Below are 18,383 nucleotides of genomic sequence, written 5' to 3' on the forward strand. Positions count from 1 at the left end.
AGGGAAGGGACGCAGGGAGGGGGAGTTACATGGGACGCGTCGCATTGGTCACGGGCGGCACGCGCGGAATCGGCGCCGCCGTCAGCAAGGCACTGAAGGCCGCCGGCTATCAGGTCGCCGCCACTTACGCCGGCAATGACGAGGCGGCCGCCGCCTTCACCAAGGAAACCGGCATTTCCGCCTTCAAATGGGACGTTTCCGATTTCGAAGCCTGCCGCGCCGGCATCGCCGAGGTGACGGCCAAGCTCGGCCCGGTGGACGTGCTGGTGAACAATGCCGGCATCACCCGCGACGGCATGCTGCACAAGATGTCGCCCGAGCAGTGGTACGCGGTGATCAACACCAATCTGAACTCGGTGTTCAACATGTGCCGCAACGTGATCGAGGGCATGCGCGAGCGCAATTTCGGGCGCATCGTGACGATCTCGTCGATCAACGGCCAGAAGGGGCAGATGGGGCAGACGAACTATTCGGCCGCCAAGGCCGGCGAGATCGGCTTCACCAAGGCGCTGGCGCAGGAGAACGCCCGCAAGGGCATCACCGTGAACGCGATCTGCCCCGGCTATATCGGCACCGAGATGGTGCGGGCGATGCCGCAGGAGGTGCTGGACAAGCACGTGCTGCCGCAGATTCCGGCCGGTCGTCTGGGCGAGCCGGAGGAGATCGCGCGCTGCGTCGTCTTCCTCGCGGCGGATGATGCCGGCTTCATCACCGGCTCCACCCTGACCGCCAATGGCGGGCAGTACATGACCTGAGCCCTCGCGCGGGCCGGCTCGCCGCCGGTCCGCTCCCGTGGCTCCCGCGACGCCTAACCCGACGGCGCGGGCCTTCTCTTCCGGCGCTTCTCTCCCGGCGCTTCTCTTGCGGCCCGGCCTTCCGGCTCTTGGCTTGGGACGCCGCGCCGGTCATAAGGGGCACCCCACCCAGGTGCCCTTCATGTCCCGTGCTCTCTCCGGCCGCGCCGCCACGCTCATCGGCTTCACCGCCATCCTGCTCTGGTCGACGCTGGCGCTCGCCACCTCCTCGACCGGGGCCGTGCCGCCCTTCCTGCTGACGGCGCTCACCTTCACCGTCGGCGGCATTGTCGGCCTCCTCGCCGCGATGGTGCGCGGCGTCGGGCTCGGCGTGCTGCGCCAGCCCTGGCCGGTCTGGCTGCACGGTGTCGGCGGGCTGTTCGGCTACCATTTCTTCTATTTCTCGGCGCTGAAGCTGGCGCCGCCGGCCGAGGCGGGGCTGATCGCCTATCTCTGGCCGCTGCTGATCGTGCTGTTCTCGGCCTTCCTGCCGGGCGAGAGGCTGCGTGCCGCGCATGTGGCGGGTGCGCTGATGGGGCTCGCGGGCACGGTGGTGCTGCTCGGCGGGCGTGCCGGCGGCTTCGGCTTCACGCCGGAATATGTGCCCGGCTATCTCGCGGCGGCGGTCTGCGCGGTCATCTGGTCGGTCTATTCCGTCGCCTCGCGCCGCTTCGAGGCGGTGCCGACCGAGGTGGTGGCCGGTTTCTGCCTTGCCACCGCGGCGCTGTCGGCGGTGTGCCATGCGCTGTTCGAGCCGTCGATCTGGCCGGCCGGGGGGGAGTGGCTTGCCGTGCTGGCGCTGGGCATCGGGCCGGTGGGCATCGCCTTCTACACCTGGGACATCGGCATGAAGCGGGGCGATATCCGCCTTCTCGGCGTCGCCTCCTATGCGGCGCCGGTGCTCTCGACGCTGCTGTTGGTGATCGCCGGCTTCGCGGCGCCGAGCTGGACGCTGGCGGTGGCCTGCGCGCTCATCGTCGGCGGCGCGGCGGTGGCGACGCTGCTGGCGCGGCGCTAGGGCATGTTCCGCAAAAATTGCAGACTTTTGCGATAAGAATTTGCCCGGGAACTCAGCCCGGCGACCAGCCGGGCGGCGCCAGTTCGAAGCCGGCGAACTCGAAGCCCGGCGCCACGGTGCAGCCGACGAGCGTCCATTCGCCGAGGCTGCGCGCGGCCTGCCAGGCGCCTCGCGGCACCACGCGCTGCGGTTCTTCGCCGTTGAAAAGAGCGGGGCCGAGGAGGAGTGCCTCGACCGGGCCGGCATCGGCGCTGGAGACGCTCAGTTCCAGCGGCGCGCCGGCGTACCAGTGCCAGATCTCGACGGCGTCGACGCGGTGCCAGTGCGAGCGCTCGCCGGCGGCCAGCAGGAAATAGATGGCGGTGGAGACCGCGCGGCCCTCCGCCGTGCGGTGGGCGTCGCGGAAGACCTCGCGGAAGTGCCCGCCTTCCGGGTGCGGCTGCAGGCCGAGCCGGGCGATGATGTCCTGGGCGGAGAGCCGGCCGGTCATGGCCGCGCCTCAGCCGCGAAAACTGTTCTTGAGGCTGCGCAACTCGGTGAAGACCGCGCCGGGCTCCGCGCCGGCGAGGCCGATACGGGCGGCAAGCGCGGGATCGTCGGCCCGCATGAAGGGGTTGGTCGCCTTCTCCGCGCCGATGGTGGTGGGCAGGGTCGGCTTGCCGGCGGCGCGCTGCGCCTCCGCCTCCTTCAGCCGGGCGGCGAGCTCGGCATTGTCGGGATCGACGCTGACGGCGAAGCGCCCGTTCGAGACGGTGTATTCGTGCCCGCAATAGACCGAGATGTCGTCCGGCAGGGCGCGCAGCCGCAGCAGCGATTCCCAGAGCACCGGCGGATCGCATTCGAAGGGGCGGCCGCAGCCCAGCACGAACAGCGTGTCGCCGGAGAACAGCAGTCGCTCGTCCTCGAACAGGAAGACGATGTGGCCCTTGGTGTGGCCCGGCGTTTCCATGACCCGCCCGACGAGGCTGCCGACGGCGACCGGGTCGCCGTCCACCACCGCAAAGTCGAGGCCGGGGATGGTGTCGCGCTCGGCCTTGGGGCCGATCACCGTCGCGCCGAAGCGCTCCTTCAGCGCGAGTACGCCGGCGATGTGGTCGGTGTGGTGATGGGTGACGAGGATGTGGGTCAGCGCCCAGTCCTCGCGCTCCAGCGCGGCGAGGATCGGCGCCACCTCCGGCGCGTCGATGACGGCGGTGGCCTCGGTCACGGGGTCGCGCAGGAGCACCGCGTAATTGTCGGCGAGGCAGGGGATGAGCCGCAGTTCGGCCGGCATGGGGTTCCTCGGGTCTTTACCTCGGACGAAGGACGGGCGGAGAGGCCGAAGCCGCCGCCCGTCAGTCTATCGCATGGCCGGATGGCGCGTCAGTGGCGCCGCGGCGAAGCTGTCACCGGCATTCCTGCGTGGCGCGGTCGACGGCGGCCGAGATGCCGTTCAGCGAATAGGTGTCGGTGGTGACGTTGCCGCGCACCGAGGTGCTCTTCACCACCACGTCCCGGCCCTTGCGCATGGTGTCGATCAGCTTCTTTTCTTCCGCGACGTTGCGCACCCAGGCGCCGGTGCCGCGGGTGTAGAGGCCGAAATTGGCGGGGCCGATGGTGAGCGTGGCGTCCGTGCCTTCCTTCAGAGGAAAGCCCATGACGACGCTGACCTCGCCCCGCACATTCTCGGCGGTGCGGGTCGAGATGAAGAAATAGGCGGGGTCCCGGGTCAGGCCGGAAGGCTGCCGGCTCTTCGGCTGGGAGAGGGCGTAGCAGATCTTGCCGCTGCCGCTGGTGTCCACATAGACACCCCAATCGCCGAACTGCCCGACAAGCTTCGGCGCCCCCTGGGCGCCGGCGCTGGTTGCGCCGATGAAAGCCAGTGCCAAGCCGGCGAATGCCGCGCGCGCGGTGCGTCGTGCCATGGTCTCCGTCCTCCGTATCGTCCGCCGCGGTGCGGCTCGCAGTGATTCTCCGCTCATACCGCCACAGGGATATCCGCCCCGCCAGCGGCTGTGAACCCTTGGTATCCCAAAGCGACGCCTTTGCTGTTCAAATGCGTGAGGACGGCCTGGCAAGTGACGGTATGGTAAATGGTTCCCTACCGGCGATGCGCCAGCATGGTACCGGCCCGGCGCTACCGGGATCCGGCGGCCGGGCGGTTCGCGCGCAGGCGATCGAGCGCGGTGCGCGCCGCGGCCCTGTGGGTGGGGGCGATGTGCGAGGCGAGCAGGTTCAGCGCCGTCGCCAGCACCGCGGCATCGTCGGTGAAGCCGAGGCCGAGGAAAACGTCCGGCACCGCGTCGGTGGGCAGCAGGAAATAGGCGAGGGCGCCGAACAGCAGCGCGCGCACCCGCACCGGCGTGCGGCTGTCGAGCGCGCAGTAATAGGCGGCGGCGGCATCCTCGGCGAAGGGCACGCCCGCGGCGACGCCCGCGAGCTTGCGCCAGAAGCCGGCGCGCACGCGCGCCTCGTTGCCGTCATCGGCGCCGATCGCCTCGATGTCCTCAAGGTCGACGGTGGGGTCGGAACGGTGGGCCATCCAGCTCTCCTGTCCGGGCAAAGGCTGCCCGGGCGCCCATTCAGATGGTCCCGGCCGTGCCTTTTCGCAATGGCGGGCGGGGCCGTCACATCAGCGGATAGGCGGCCTCGACACGGTAGGGACCGCCGCCCACCGAATCGCGCGAGGAATAGAGCACGAAGCGCGAGACCTGGAAGGTGGGGGTGCGGAAATAGCCGCGCAGGGCGAGATAGTCCGCCACCTGCCGGGGCGCCGCGTCGCGCAGCCGCGCCAGCGTGACGTGCGGGCGGAAATTGCGCGTTTCCGGCGGCAGGCCGATGCGCTTCATCGCCCGCTCATGCTCGGCCTGAAGCTCGTTCAGCGCCTGGTTGGCCTTCACCCCGACGAAGATGGAGTGCGGCTTGTGATTGCCGAACTGGTCGACGCCGGAAAGGGTGAGGTCGAAGCCGAAGCGGTCGATCTCGTCGAGCGCGGCGGCGGCATCGCGCGCCACCACATGATCGACATCGCCGATGAAGCGGAGCGTGACGTGGTAGAATTCCGGGCTGATCCAGCGGGCGCCGGGAAGGCCACCCCGCAGCATGGAAAGCTGCTCGGCGACATCGGCCGGAATTTCGAGGGCGGTGAAGAGCCGCGGCATGACCCCCTCCTTGAGTTACCAGCGAGGAACCCGCTGTCGATTGAGCCGGATTCGTGCGCTGAGGAAAAGCCGAAAATACGACAGGCAAAACACAGGCCGCCGGGAGGCCGGTTTCCCGCTCGCCGGACGTTTCGGCGCGGCTGACGGGAAAGGCGCGAGCCTATATGCTGCGAGGGATGAGCGAATCGACCGACGATGCCGATCTTTTCCCCCCCGCCGAGGCATCCGCGGGGCCTGTCAGTTTCGCCAGTATCGGCTCCCTCTACCGCTATCCGGTGAAGGGGCTGACGCCGGAGCGGCTGGAGCTGGTCGAGCTGGAGGCCGGCAAGTATTTTCCGGGCGACCGGCTCTACGCCATCGAGAACGGCCCGTCGGGCTTCATTCCCGAGGCGCCGGCCTTCCAGCCCAAGATCAAGTTCCTCATGCTGATGCGCAACGAGCGCCTCGCCGCGCTCGACGCCCGCTACGACGACGCCACGCATGAGCTGGTGATCGACCACGATGGCGAGGAAGTGGTGCGCGGCAAGCTGGACACGCCGGAGGGGCGGGAGGCGATCGAACTCTTCTTCCAGCGCTACTCGCGCTACGAGTTGCGCGGCGCCCCCCGCGTCCTCGCCGCGCCGGAAGGCTTCCGCTTCGTCGACACCACGGAAGGCTTCATCTCGCTGATCAACCTCGCGAGCTGCCGGGCGCTCGGCGAGATCATCGGCCAGCCGGTCGATCCGCTGCGCTTCCGGGCGAATCTCTATCTGGAAGGCATGGAGCCCTGGGAGGAGTTCGACCTCGTCGGCCACACCATCGAGGTCGGCAACCAGGTGCGCCTCAAGGTCACCCAGCGCATCTTCCGGTGCGCGGCCACCAACGTCGATCCCATCACCGCCCGGCGCGACCTGGACGTGCCGGGCACGCTGATGCGCACCTTCGGCCACACCGATTGCGGGATCTTCGCCGAGGTGGAGCAGGGCGGGCTGATCGCGGAAGGCGATTCGGTTCGCATCACGCTGTGAGATTCCCGCCGTGATGATCGTTGTGGCCGGGCTCGCCCCTCCGGCCTGACGATGCATTGTTGGATGCGGGGAATGTCTTCGACAGGAACGCCCAAACAAAAAAGGCCCGGCTGAGCCGGGCCTTTTGCATTTCGGTTCAGCGACGGCTCACTCGCCGGCTTCCGCCGTCGCCGCCTCGGCGCCTTCACCCTCGCCTTCCGTTTCCGCGCGGCGGTAGCGCCGGCGGCGGGTGCGGGGAGCGCGGGCCTCGCCGTCTTCGGCGGTTTCCTCGGCCGGCGCGGCGACCACTGCCGCGGCAGCAGCCTTGGTGCTGCGCGAGCGGCTCGTGCCTTCCTTCGCCGGACGGGCCGGGGCCACGACCGGCGCGGCTTCGGCCGGAGCCGGCTCGGCCTTGGCGACCTCGACGGCGGAAGCTTCAGCCTTGGTGGCCTTCGGAGCGGTCTCGACGGCGGCGCTCACCGGAGCGGCGCTGCTCTGCGTGATGAAGGCGGGCAGGCCGCCGATCTCGGTCTCGACTTCCGGCCCGAGGCGCGGCTGCGGCTGCTGGGAAGGATCGCGATAGCCTTCGCCACCCTCACGGGGCTCGCGCGGTTCACGCGGCTCGCGATAGGGGCGGTTGTCGCGGGACCAGCGGCCCTCGCGCTGCTCGCCGCGCTCGCCGTCCTGGCGGTCGCGATTCTGGCGGTCGCGGTCGTGGCGGTCGGAACGATCCCGATGATCGCGATCCGGCCGGTCGCGGTCCTGCCGGTCGCGATCCTGTCCACGCTCGCGGTTGTCGCGGCGACCGTCGCGGTCGCGGAAGAAGTCGCGCTGACCTCCTTCGCGCTGGCCGTCCCGCTGTCCGCCCTCGCGCTGTCCCTGCTGCTCGCGGGCCTGGAAAGCCGGCTGGCCATCGGTCCCGGCTTCCTCGAGGTCGTCCTCGTACTCGTCCTCGTCCGAGCGCTGGAAGGGCTGGCCCTGCACGCCGAACTGGGCCTGGGCGGCCGCGATGATGCGGAAATAGTGCTCGGCGTGCTGGAGATAGTTCTCCGCCGCCACCGGGTCGCCCGACGCCTGCGCGTCGCGGGCGAGCTGCTGGTATTTCTCGACGATGTGCTGAGCGGTGCCGCGCACCTTCACATCGGGGCCGTTGGACTCATAGACACGCGTAAGCGGATTCTGGCTGCGACGATTGCCGTTGTTGCGGCCGCGCATACGCTTCTGCTGGTTATTATTTCGCATCGAGCTGGTCTCTGATGCCGGTACAAGGGCCGGCGGGGCGAACCCCGTTCGGCGCGGGTACTGGCGGGTCAATCGCCTCAATTTTCCGTCACCCCGTCCTCTGGCCACGGCCATCGGGAACGGTGCGTCGGGAAATCTCGCCTTGCGGCCGGGGAAAACCTGCCATAGCCGGGAACCGCGTGGTTCCGGCATATACCGCAGGTCGCCGCCGACCATCGGACTTCTTCCATGGGAGCGCATCTTCGAAGATGCTCCGCCGCCGGATATTCCGGCAGCGATCCATCCTGGCCATATTCTTCCGGCCCGGACCCGGCCCGCGCCACACAGCGCAACGGCCGACCCCATGCTTCATCGTGCAACCGAAGCCGCACCGATAAACTCGTGGAGCGTTCGCCCCTCTGAGACGCCTCGTTCCATTCAGACCTTCCGCACAGGCCAGAATGTCATACCGATGATGAGCACGGGCACTCGACGAGAGCGACCAGCATACAAACCACGGTGAGTCAGGTGATGTCTCAGGACGATTCCTAATATGGACACTAATAGCTTCGGTATGCCGTTCCAAGCCCTTTTTTGCCGCAGTGCAGGTATTCTCAGGCCGGCCGGGTCACGATGGCGCGCGCGATCCCGGCAAGATCGCGCCGCGCCGGGCCATCCGGGGCAAGGCCGGCAGCTGTGAGCAGCGCCGCGACGTCACCCTCCTGGCCGATACCCAGTTCCAGCACCGCCCGCCCGCCCGGACGGAGCAGCCCGGGCAGGGCGCGCGCGATGGCGCGGTAGGCATCGAGCCCCTTCGGGCCGCCGTCGAGGGCGAGGAGCGGATCGTGCTCGCGCACTTCGCGGTCGAGCACGGCGATATCCATCGTGGGAATATAAGGCGGATTGGAGACCACGAGGTCGAAGCGCCCGGCGAGGGCATCCGCCCACGCCCCGACGAGGATCGCGGCGCGCGCTCCCAGGCCGAGGCTTTCGAGATTGGCGCGGGCCTGCCGGGCGGCGCCGGGCGACAGGTCGACGCCGATGCCGAAGGCGGCGGGATATTCGCTGAGCAGCGCGGCGAGAAGCGCGCCGCTGCCGGTGCCGAGATCGAGGATGGCGAGCGGCGCGGCGCGGTCCGGGAAGACGGCGAGGGCGGCCTCGACCAGCGTCTCGGTCTCCGGCCGCGGCACCAGCGTCTCGGGGGCGAGGGCGAAGTCGAGGCTCCAGAACTCGCGCCGGCCGACAAGGCGTGCCAGCGGCTCGCCGGCGGCGCGGCGGGCGGCGAGGGCGCGGAGGCGGTGCGCCTCGGCTTCCGGCACCGCGGCGTCCGCGCGGGCGAGGAGGTCGACGTCGGAGAGGCCGAGCCCGGCCCTGAGCAGCGCGCGGGCCTCGCGTTCCGGCGTCTCCAGCCCGGCAGCGGCGAAGCTCGCCGCGATCTCGCGCGCCAGATCCGCCCGGCTCGTCACCGCTCGCCCCAGCCGGCGTTCTCGGCCTCGGCCAGCAGCGCCGCCTGATATTCGGTGGTCAGGGCATCGACCAGTTCGCCCAGCGCGTCGCCGGCGAGGATTTCCGGCAGCTTGTGCAGCGTGAGGCCGATGCGGTGGTCGGTGACGCGACCCTGCGGGAAATTATAGGTGCGGATGCGCTCGGAGCGGTCGCCGGAGCCGACCTGCACCTTGCGCTCGCTGGCGCGGGCGCTGTCGCGCTTCTCGCGCTCGGCGTCGTAGAGCTTGGCGCGCAGCAGCGCCATGGCGCGGGCCTTGTTCTTGTGCTGCGAGCGCTCATCCTGCACCGCCACCACGACGCCGGTCGGCAGATGGGTGATGCGCACCGCGCTCTCGGTCTTGTTGACGTGCTGGCCGCCAGCCCCGGAGGCGCGGAACACGTCGATGCGCAGATCCGCCTCGTTGATGTCGATATCGACGTCCTCGACCTCCGGCAGCACCGCAACCGTGGCGGCGGAGGTGTGGATGCGGCCGGAGCCTTCCGTCTCCGGCACGCGCTGCACGCGGTGGACGCCCGATTCGAACTTCAGCTTCGCATAGGCGCCGTTGCCGTGGAGGGCGGCGACGATCTCCTTGAAGCCGCCGGCGGTGCCCTCGGTCATGGACAGGACCTCGACCGACCAGCCGTTGAGCCCGGCGAAGCGCTCATACATGCGGAACAGGTCGCCGGCGAACAGGGCGGCCTCGTCGCCGCCGGTGCCGGCGCGCACTTCGAGGATGACGCCGCGCGCGTCCATCGCATCCTTGGGCAGCAAAGCGAGGCGCACGGCGTGCGTCAGCTCATCGAGCCGTGCGTCGAGCTCGCGTGCTTCCTCGCGGGCGAGCTCGGCCATCTCGGGATCGGTGGCGGGATCCTCGATCAGCGCCTGCGCCCCCGCGCGCTCGCGCTGGGCGGCGCGCAGCGCCTTCACGCTGGCGACGAGCGGGGAGAGGTCGGCGAATTCGCGCGAGAGGCGGACATAGGTGTCCGCGTCGGGGCTGCCGGAAAGGGCGTGCTCGATCTCCGCATGACGGGCGAGGAGCTGGTCGAGCCGGGCGTCGGGAAGGGCCGTCACGTGCGGGTACTCACAGCGGCAGGCCGGCCTTTTCGGCGAAGGCCTTGAGCGACTGGCGCAGCGAGCCCGCATCCGCGCCGTCGGCGAGCAGCGGCGCGACGAAGGCGGCGGCGGCGGCGAGGTCGAGTTCCAGCAACATCGCCTTCACCGGGCCGTAGGAGGCCGGGGAGACGGAGAGCTTGCGATAGCCGATGGCGGCGAGCGCGAGCGCTTCCAGCGGCCGCGAGGCGAGCTCGCCGCAGAGCGTGACCTGCTTGCCGTATTCGGCCGCCTTGTCCGCTACCAGCTTCAGCGCCCGCAGGGCGGGCGGGCCGAGCGGGTCGAAACGGTCGGCGACGCGCGGATTGCCGCGGTCGGCGGCGTAGAGGAACTGCACCAGATCGTTCGAGCCGACGGAGGCGAAGTCGACGCGCGGGAAGAGCTGGTCGAGCTGGAACAGCAGGGCCGGCACTTCCAGCATCACGCCGACCAGCACGCGCTCGGGCAGCCCGTGGCCGTGGCGGCGCAGATGGGTCAGCTCCCGCTCCACGATATGGCGGGCGCGGTCGAATTCCTCGACCGCCGACACCATCGGGAAGATCAGTCGCAGCTCCCGTCCGGTCGCGGCGCGCAGCAGGGCGCGGATCTGGCTGCGCAGCAGGCCGGGCCGGTCGAGGCCGAGGCGGATCGCCCGCCAGCCGAGCGCCGGATTCTCCTCCTCGATGGCCCGCATGTAGGGCAGCACCTTGTCGCCGCCGATGTCGAGCGTGCGGAAGACGACCGGCCGTTCGCCCGCCGCATCGAGCACCGAACGGTAGAGCTTGAGCTGCTCGTTGGTGCGCGGGAAGGCCGAGGCGATCATGAACTGCAGCTCGGTGCGGAACAGGCCGATGCCCGTCGCGCCAGTCTCGGCGATGTGCGGCAGGTCGACCAGCAGGCCGGCGTTGAGATGCAGCTCGATCTCGGTTCCGTCCTTGGTGACGGTCGGCACGTCGCGCAGCGCGGCGTACTGTTCCAGCCGCTTGGCGCGGAAGCGCACCTTCTCGACATAGGCCGCCTCGACGTCCGCCGGCGGGCGCACATGCACCTCGCCGCTGACGCCGTCGACGATGACGGCATCGCCCGCGTCGACCTGACCGACGATGTTCTCGAGATGGCCGACCGCCGCGATGCCGAGCGCACGGGCGACGATGGTGAGATGGCTGGTCGCCGCGCCTTCCTCGAGCACGAGGCCGCGTATGCGCGAGCGGTCATAGTCCAGCAGCGCCGCCGGGCTCATGTTGCGGGCGACGATGATGGCGTTGTCGGGCAGCCCGGCGCGCTCCTCGCCGGTGGCACGGCCCGTGAGCTGGCGCAGGAGCCGGTTCGCCAGATCGTCGAGATCGTGCATCCGCTCGCGCAGATACGGGTCGGTCATGCGCAGCATGCGGGCGCGCGTGTCCGACTGCACGCGCTCCACCGCGCCCTCGGCGGTGAGACCGGTCATGACCGCCTCGCGCATGCGGCCGATCCAGCCGCGGTCATGCGCGAACATGCGGTAGGCTTCGAGGATCTCGCGATGCTCGCCCACGCGGGCGACGCCCTCGTCCTCCAGCATAATGTCGATGGAGGTGCGCAGCGTTTCGACCGCCTCGTCGAGCCGCCTCAGCTCGCCGGGCAGATCGTCGGCGATGACCTTGGTGACCTCGATGCGCGGCTCATGCAGCACCACATGGCCGAGGCCGATGCCGTCCGACAGGGCGAGGCCCTTGAGATGCAGCGGCCGGCGCGCGGCGGGCTCGGCGCCCGGGAGCGCCATGGCGGTGAGCTCGCCCGAGGCGATGATCTCGGCGAGCACCATGGCGGTGGTCTGCAGCGCCTCGATCTCTTCCTCGGTATAGGTGCGGTGGGCGCGGTTCTGCACCACCAGCACGCCGAGCGTGTTGCCGGCGCGCAGGATCGGCACGCCGAGGAAGGAATGGTAGATCTCTTCGCCCGTCTCCGGCCGGTAGGAGAAGGCGGGGTGCGCCTGCGCGTTGGACAGGCTGATCGGCTCGGCCTCGCGGGCGACGGTGCCGACGAGGCCCTCGTCGATGCGCATCACCGTCAGATGGACGGCGGTGCGGTTCAGACCTTCGGTCGCATAGAGCTCAAGAGTGCCGTCGACGCGCAGCACATAGACCGAGCAGACCTCGGCCACCATGTTGGCCGCGATCAGCACCACGATCTTGTCGAGGCGGTCCTGCGCGCTGACCGGCTCCGCCATGACCTCGCGGAGCCGCCTCAATAGCACGCGCGGGCCGCCGAGCGCGCCACGCATCGGCCGTCCTCGGTTTCCGGGACCCGCATTCCCGGAGCGTCGATGTCACGGCGCGACTCGCGCCGCGCCGTTGCCTGGGATCAGGCGTCGAGCCCGTATACCGAATGCAAGGTTCGCACGGCAAGCTCGGTATAGGCCGCGTCGATGAGCACCGAGATCTTGATCTCCGAGGTGGAGATGGCGCGGATGTTGATCCCGCGTTCCGACAGCGCCTTGAAGGCCCGCGCCGCGACACCGGCATGCGAGCGCATGCCGATACCGATGATCGAGATCTTCACCACGTCGGTGGCGCCCTCGATGCTCTCGAAGCCGATCTCGCCGCGCACGCCGGCGAGCGCCGCCTTGGCGCGCTCGAAATCGGCGGTCGGCACGGTGAAGGTGATGTCGGTGAAGCCCTCGGCCGAGATGTTCTGCACGATCATGTCGACGTTGATGTTCGCGTCCGCGAGCGGCACGAACACATTCGCGGCGATACCGGGCTTGTCCGGCACGCGGCGGATGCTGACCTGGGCTTCGTCCCGGGCGAAGGCGATGCCGGTGACGACTTCACTCTCCACGATTTCCTCCTCGTCGCAAATCAGGGTGCCGGGCGGATCGCCGGCGGTCTTGAGTTCCGGGGCGTCCGGGTCGGTGAAGCTGGAGCGCACGAAGGTACGCACCTTGTGTACCATGGCGAGCTCCACCGAGCGCACCTGAAGCACCTTGGCCCCCAGCGAGGCCATTTCCAGCATTTCCTCGAAGGCGATCTTGTCCAGCCGCCGCGCCTTGGGAACGATGCGCGGGTCGGTGGTGTAGACGCCGTCGACGTCGGTGTAGATGTCGCAACGGTCGGCCTTGATGCCGGCGGCGACGGCCACGGCGCTGGTGTCCGAGCCGCCGCGCCCGAGCGTGGTGATGCGCCCGCTCGGCAGGTGCATGCCCTGGAAGCCGGCGATCACCGCCACCTCGCCCTGGGCGAAGCGGGCGACGATCTCGTCGCCGTTCACGTCGAGGATGCGGGCGGAGCCGTGCGCGTCGTCGGTCGAGATGGGCAGCTGCCAGCCCTGCCAGGAGCGGGCGGGAATGCCCATGTCCTGCAGCGCGACGGCCAGCAGGCCGGAGGTCACCTGCTCGCCCGAGGCGACGATGGCGTCATACTCGCGGGCGTCGTGCAGCACGGAGGTCTCGCGCACCCAGCCGACCAGCTCATTGGTCTTGCCGGACATCGCCGAGACCACGACGGCCACCTGATGCCCGGCTTCCACTTCCCGTTTCACATGCCTTGCGACGTTGCGAATGCGCTCAATGTTGGCGACAGAGGTGCCGCCGAACTTCATCACCAGACGTGCCATTGCGGGAAACCGTAACCGTGTTCTTTTGTCGGGGGCCGGGCGGGAAAGGTGGGCTCCCGGCCCAAAAGGCGCGTATACATATCGACCTCGCGCGTCGCCCGCAACGGCACCGCGCGAGCTTGGAATTCCTCTCGGCGCGAGCCGGGCCGCGTCAGATCAAGAGAGTGCCGATGAGCGAAGCCGCCACCACCGTCGATCCCCGCGAAGTGGAGCGTTTCGCCGCGCTCGCCGCCGAATGGTGGAATCCGCGCGGCAAGATGGGAGTGCTCCACAAGTTCAATCCGGTGCGCCTCGCCTATCTGCGCGAGAAGATCACCGCGCATTTCGGCCGCGACGATCGCGCCATCCGTCCGCTGGAAGGGCTGCGGCTGCTGGACATCGGCTGCGGCGGCGGGCTGCTCAGCGAGCCGTTGGCGCGGATGGGCGCCTCGGTCGTCGGCATCGATCCCGCGGAGAAGAATGTACGCATCGCCGCCCTCCACGCCGAGGAAAGCGGCGTGCCGGTCGACTACCGCGCGACCACCGCCGAGGCGCTGGCCGACGCCGGCGAGCGCTTCGACGTGGTGCTCGCCATGGAGGTGGTGGAGCATGTCGCTGATGTCGGGCTGTTCCTCGCCCGCGCCGCCGAAATGGTGAAGCCGGGCGGCCTGCTCTTCGCGGCGACGCTGAACCGCACCAAGCGCTCCTTCGCGCTCGCCATCGTCGGGGCGGAATATGTGCTCGGCTGGCTGCCGAGGGGCACGCACGACTGGAACAAGTTCCTCACGCCGGAGGAACTGCAGGCGGCGCTGGAGGCCGGCGGGCTTGCCGTCGTCGACCGCGAGGGTGTCGTCTTCAACCCGCTCGCCGATGCCTGGCGGCGCTCGGGCGATGTGTCGGTGAACTATGTGATGCTGGCCGAGAAGCCGGCCTGACGCGGAAAGCGCTCACGCTTCGATCTGGAAGCCGGGCGTGGAGCGGGAAAGCGCGCGTTCCTCCTCGTCCATTTCCGCCTCGATGCCCTCGAAGAGCGGCGTCGTCATGTAGCGCTCGCCGGTGTCGGGGAGCATGCACAGGATGACCGATCCCGACGGCGCGTTCTCCGCCACCTGCCGCGCCACCGCGAAGGTGGAGCCGCCGGAGATGCCGGTGAAGATGCCCTCCCGGCGCGCCAGCTCCTTCGCCCAGCGCATGCCCTCGGCGCCCGGAACGGGGATCACCTCGTCATAGAGGCTGTGGTCGATCGCCTCCTGCAGCACATAGGGGATGAAATCCGGCGTCCAGCCCTGGATCGGGTGCGGCTCGAAGGCGGGGTGGCTCGCCGCCGGCGAATGGTCGGCGTTGCGCGGCTGGGGTGTCCCGCTGCCGACGAGCTGGGCGTTGGCCGGCTCGCTGAGCACGATCCGCGTCTGCGGCCGTTCGCGCCGCAGCACCCGCCCGACGCCGACGACCGTGCCTCCGGTGCCGTAGCCGGTGACGAAACAGTCGAGTCTCTGGCCGGCGAAGTCGTTGATGATCTCCCGCCCCGTCGTCGCCTCGTGGATCGCGGCGTTGGCGGCGGTCTCGAACTGGTGGGCAAGGAACCAGCCATTGGCCTCGGCCAGCTCCACCGCCTTGAGATACATGCCCCAGCCCTTGGCGGCGCGCGGCGTCAGCACGACCTTGGCGCCGAGCATGCGCATCATCTTGCGCCGCTCGATGGAGAAGCTGTCGGCCATGGTGACGACGAGCGGATAGCCTTTCTGGGCGCAGACCATGGCGAGGCCGATGCCGGTATTGCCGCTGGTGGCCTCGACCACCGTCTGGCCCGGCCGCAGCGCGCCGCTGCGCTCGCCTTCCTCGATGATGCTGAGCGCCAGCCGGTCCTTCACCGAGGCGGCCGGATTGAAGAACTCGGCCTTCGCATAGATCGTCGCGTGGCTGGGAGCGAGGTTGTTGATGCGGATCACCGGCGTGTCGCCGACGGTCTCCACCACGCTCTCGAAGAGGCGGCCGCGACCCGAGGTCGTCCGGCCCGTCATCGGCTTGTCCATCGTGACCTCCCGGGCGCCCGCAGGGCTGCCGCGTGCGGGCGGCGTCGATGGCCGGCGGCGGTCGGGATGCTGTTCGGATCGGCGGCCCGCTTGCCGGCCTGTTTCGCTTCTCTACGTTATTCATACGCCCGGCGTCGGGCGGCCGGAAGCGCTGTTGTCCCGTCTACGCCTTTTGATCCCGGCCGGTGGCCCCTACGCCTTTCGGGGGAACGTCGAGTCAGGGGACGTCGAACGGGCCGATGAAATTTACCGCTTGATCCGCCGCAAGGCCCTTCCGTTGCCGATGGGCAACACTACATGAGGTCGAGCGGGTCGCCATGACGGGGCCCGCCGTGGCGGCCGGGATACGGGCGCCGCAATCCCGATAACCGCTCGCGCCTCCGTGGAGGGCGAGGGGAGGGGTCTGGAGGGACAGATGAATTTCGAGATCTACACCGAGCGCGCGCGTGGATTCGTGCAGTCGGCGCAGTCGCTTGCGCTACGCGAGGGCAACCAGCAGTTCACGCCCGAGCATCTGCTCAAGGTGCTGCTCGACGACCCGGAAGGGCTGTGCGCCGGGCTGATCCAGCGCTCCGGCGGCGATCCGCGCATTGTGCTCGCCGACACCGAGGCGGCGCTGAACAAGCTGCCGAAGGTGCAGGGTTCCGGCGCCGGGCAGGTCTATCTCGCACCGGCGACCGCGCGGGTGTTCGAGGCCGCCGAGCAGGCGGCGAAGAAGGCTGGCGACGGCTATGTCACCGTCGAGCGGCTGCTGCTCGCGCTCGCGCTGGAAAAGGACAGCGAGGCGGGCAAGATCCTCGCCAAGGCCGGGGCCACCCCGCAGAAGATCAACACCGCCATCGAGGCGCTGCGCAAGGGCCGCACGGCCGACAGCGCCACCGCCGAGAACGCCTATGACGCGCTCAAGAAGTACGCTCGCGACCTGACCGCCGCGGCGCGCGAGGGCAAGCTCGATCCGGTGATCGGTCGCGACGAGGAAATCCGCCGCACCATCCAGGTGCTGTCGCGCCGCACCAAGAACAACCCCGTCCTCATCGGCGAGCCCGGCGTCGGCAAGACCGCCATCGTCGAGGGCCTCGCGCTGCGCATCGTCGACGGCGACGTGCCCGAGAGCCTGAAGGACAAGCAGCTGCTCGCGCTCGACATGGGCTCGCTCATCGCCGGCGCGAAGTATCGCGGCGAGTTCGAGGAACGGCTGAAGAGCGTGCTGTCGGAAGTCGAGGCGGCCGAGGGCGGCATCGTGCTGTTCATCGACGAACTGCACACCCTCGTCGGCGCGGGCAAGACCGAAGGCGCGATGGACGCCTCCAACCTGCTCAAGCCGGCGCTGGCGCGCGGCGAGCTACACTGCGTCGGCGCGACCACGCTCGACGAGTACCGCAAGTACATCGAGAAGGACGCCGCGCTCGCCCGCCGGTTCCAGCCCGTCTTCGTCAACGAGCCGACGGTGGAGGACACCATCTCCATCCTGCGCGGCATCAAGGAGAAGTACGAGCTGCACCACGGGGTGCGCATCACCGACTCGGCGCTGGTCGCGGCGGCGACGCTGTCGAACCGCTACATCACCGACCGCTTCCTGCCCGACAAGGCGATCGACCTCGTGGACGAGGCGGCCTCGCGGCTGCGCATGCAGGTCGATTCCAAGCCCGAGGAGCTGGACAGCATCGACCGCGAGATCGTGCGCCTGCGCATCGAGCAGGAGGCGCTGAAGAAGGAAAGCGACGCGGGCTCCAAGGACCGGCTCAAGAAGCTGGAGAAGGAGCTTGCCAATCTCGAGGAGCAGTCGGCCTCGCTTACCTCCCGCTGGAAGGCGGAGAAGGAGAAGCTCGGCGACGCCCAGAAGATCAAGAGCGACCTTGAGAAGGCCCGCGCCGAACTCGCCAATGCCCAGCGCAGCGGCGAGTACCAGAAGGCGGGCGAGCTGGCCTACGGCACCATCCCGGCGCTGGAGAAGAAGCTCGCCGCCATCGAAGCCAAGGACACCGCCGCCGAGGTGAAGGCCGGCGCCATGGTGGAGGAGGCGGTGACGCCCGACCACGTGGCGCAGGTCGTCTCGCGCTGGACCGGCGTGCCCGTCGACAAGATGCTGGAAGGCGAGAAGGAGAAGCTGCTGCGCATGGAGGACGTGCTGTCCCGGCGCGTCATCGGCCAGAAGGAGGCCGTGGAGGCCGTCTCGACCGCGGTGCGCCGCGCGCGGGCGGGCCTGCAGGACCCCAACCGGCCGATCGGTTCCTTCATGTTCCTCGGCCCGACGGGCGTGGGCAAGACCGAGCTGACCAAGGCGCTGGCCTCCTTCCTGTTCGACGACGACACCGCGCTCGTGCGCATCGACATGTCCGAGTACATGGAGAAGCACGCGGTGGCCCGGCTGATCGGCGCGCCTCCCGGCTATGTCGGCTATGAGGAGGGCGGCGCGCTGACCGAGGCCGTCCGGCGCCGGCCGTATCAGGTCGTGCTGTTCGACGAGGTGGAGAAGGCGCATCCGGACGTGTTCAACGTCCTCCTCCAGGTGCTCGACGACGGGCGCCTGACGGACGGGCAGGGCCGCACGGTCGACTTCCGCAACACGCTGATCATCATGACCTCCAACCTCGGTTCCGAGTATCTGGTGAACCAGCCGGACGGCGAGGACACCGAGGCCGTGCGCGACGAGGTGATGGGCGTGGTGCGTGCGCATTTCCGCCCGGAATTCCTCAACCGTGTCGACGAGATCGTCCTGTTCCACCGGCTGCGCCGCGAGCAGATGGGCGCCATCGTCGACATCCAGGTCAAGCGGCTGGAGAAGCTGCTGGAAGAGCGCAAGATCCAGCTGGAGATCACTCCCGAGGCGCGGGACTTCCTCGCCGAGAGGGGCTACGACCCGGCCTATGGCGCGCGTCCGCTCAAGCGGGTGATCCAGAAGCTGCTGCAGGATCCGCTGGCCGGCCGCATCCTTGCCGGCACGGTGAAGGACGGCGACGTGGTGCGCGTCGAGCGCGGGGCGAGCGAATTGCTGTTCGAAACCCGTCCCGGCGCCGTGGAGGAGGCGGCCTGAGCCGCTTCT

General features: G+C 69.4%; 16 protein-coding genes. 5 read left to right on the forward strand and 11 right to left on the reverse strand.

Translation table 11 applies throughout. The features are described from left to right. The first annotated feature begins 29 nt into the window (after positions 1 to 29). Positions 30 to 755 (forward strand): acetoacetyl-CoA reductase, encoded by a 726-nt coding sequence (gene phbB / locus FO470_RS17995; RefSeq protein ID WP_144344359.1) that lies wholly within the window; start codon positions 30 to 32, stop codon positions 753 to 755. Between the two features lie 181 nt (positions 756 to 936). Then, positions 937 to 1,812 (forward strand): aromatic amino acid exporter YddG, encoded by an 876-nt coding sequence (gene yddG / locus FO470_RS18000; protein ID WP_186292012.1) that lies wholly within the window; start codon positions 937 to 939, stop codon positions 1,810 to 1,812. Positions 1,813 to 1,864: 52 nt separating this feature from the next. Here yddG and FO470_RS18005 read toward each other — a convergent pair whose 3' ends face one another. The 5 genes from FO470_RS18005 to thpR form a co-directional block, all read right to left on the reverse strand. Continuing rightward, positions 1,865 to 2,302 (reverse strand): cupin domain-containing protein, encoded by a 438-nt coding sequence (locus FO470_RS18005; RefSeq protein WP_144344361.1) that lies wholly within the window; start codon positions 2,300 to 2,302, stop codon positions 1,865 to 1,867. A 9-nt stretch (positions 2,303 to 2,311) separates the two neighbouring features. Then, positions 2,312 to 3,085: a hydroxyacylglutathione hydrolase gene (gloB, locus tag FO470_RS18010; protein ID WP_144344362.1), complete on the reverse strand. Its 774-nt coding sequence runs from the start codon at positions 3,083 to 3,085 to the stop codon at positions 2,312 to 2,314. Between the two features lie 112 nt (positions 3,086 to 3,197). Next, entirely contained in the window at positions 3,198 to 3,716 is a 519-nt protein-coding gene (locus FO470_RS18015; RefSeq protein WP_186292013.1) for an invasion associated locus B family protein, read from the reverse strand. 212 nt (positions 3,717 to 3,928) lie between these two features. Continuing rightward, a complete protein-coding gene (locus tag FO470_RS18020) occupies positions 3,929 to 4,333 on the reverse strand; it encodes a YkvA family protein (protein ID WP_144344364.1) in 405 nt (134 codons plus the stop codon). A gap of 85 nt (positions 4,334 to 4,418) precedes the next feature. Then, complete coding sequence (gene thpR, locus FO470_RS18025; protein ID WP_144344365.1) at positions 4,419 to 4,952, reverse strand: RNA 2',3'-cyclic phosphodiesterase; 534 nt, start codon at positions 4,950 to 4,952, stop codon at positions 4,419 to 4,421. Between the two features lie 176 nt (positions 4,953 to 5,128). On the opposite strand from thpR, the gene FO470_RS18030 reads away from it, so the two are divergent. After that, on the forward strand, positions 5,129 to 5,959 hold the full coding sequence (locus FO470_RS18030) for an MOSC domain-containing protein (RefSeq protein ID WP_144344366.1): 831 nt from the start codon (positions 5,129 to 5,131) through the stop codon (positions 5,957 to 5,959). A gap of 147 nt (positions 5,960 to 6,106) precedes the next feature. Here the strand turns inward: FO470_RS18030 and FO470_RS18035 are convergent, their stop codons facing one another. From FO470_RS18035 to FO470_RS18055, 5 genes are all read right to left on the reverse strand, one after another. Then, a complete protein-coding gene (locus FO470_RS18035; RefSeq protein WP_144344367.1) occupies positions 6,107 to 7,180 on the reverse strand; it encodes a DUF4167 domain-containing protein in 1,074 nt (357 codons plus the stop codon). A gap of 593 nt (positions 7,181 to 7,773) precedes the next feature. Continuing rightward, positions 7,774 to 8,625, reverse strand: a complete 852-nt coding sequence (gene prmC / locus FO470_RS18040) for a peptide chain release factor N(5)-glutamine methyltransferase (protein WP_144344368.1) — start codon at positions 8,623 to 8,625, stop codon at positions 7,774 to 7,776. After that, positions 8,622 to 9,719, reverse strand: coding sequence for a peptide chain release factor 1 (gene prfA / locus FO470_RS18045; protein ID WP_144344369.1), 1,098 nt, complete (start codon positions 9,717 to 9,719; stop codon positions 8,622 to 8,624). Before prfA ends, prmC begins: the two co-directional genes overlap by 4 nt. Before the next feature lie 10 nt (positions 9,720 to 9,729). Further along, positions 9,730 to 11,997, reverse strand: a complete 2,268-nt coding sequence (ptsP, locus tag FO470_RS18050; protein ID WP_144344370.1) for a phosphoenolpyruvate--protein phosphotransferase — start codon at positions 11,995 to 11,997, stop codon at positions 9,730 to 9,732. 80 nt (positions 11,998 to 12,077) lie between these two features. After that, entirely contained in the window at positions 12,078 to 13,328 is a 1,251-nt protein-coding gene (locus FO470_RS18055) for an aspartate kinase (RefSeq protein WP_144344371.1), read from the reverse strand. 170 nt (positions 13,329 to 13,498) lie between these two features. On the opposite strand from FO470_RS18055, the gene ubiG reads away from it, so the two are divergent. Beyond that, positions 13,499 to 14,242 (forward strand): bifunctional 2-polyprenyl-6-hydroxyphenol methylase/3-demethylubiquinol 3-O-methyltransferase UbiG, encoded by a 744-nt coding sequence (ubiG, locus tag FO470_RS18060; RefSeq protein WP_144344372.1) that lies wholly within the window; start codon positions 13,499 to 13,501, stop codon positions 14,240 to 14,242. Positions 14,243 to 14,254: 12 nt separating this feature from the next. Here the strand turns inward: ubiG and FO470_RS18065 are convergent, their stop codons facing one another. Further along, positions 14,255 to 15,340, reverse strand: coding sequence for a PLP-dependent cysteine synthase family protein (locus FO470_RS18065; RefSeq protein WP_144344373.1), 1,086 nt, complete (start codon positions 15,338 to 15,340; stop codon positions 14,255 to 14,257). A 415-nt stretch (positions 15,341 to 15,755) separates the two neighbouring features. Here FO470_RS18065 and clpB point away from each other — a divergent pair, with 415 nt between their 5' ends. Then, on the forward strand, positions 15,756 to 18,374 hold the full coding sequence (gene clpB / locus FO470_RS18070; RefSeq protein ID WP_144344374.1) for an ATP-dependent chaperone ClpB: 2,619 nt from the start codon (positions 15,756 to 15,758) through the stop codon (positions 18,372 to 18,374). Positions 18,375 to 18,383: the final 9 nt, after the last annotated feature.

The organism is Ancylobacter moscoviensis (assembly GCF_007559435.1).
Lineage (GTDB): Bacteria > Pseudomonadota > Alphaproteobacteria > Rhizobiales > Xanthobacteraceae > Ancylobacter > Ancylobacter moscoviensis.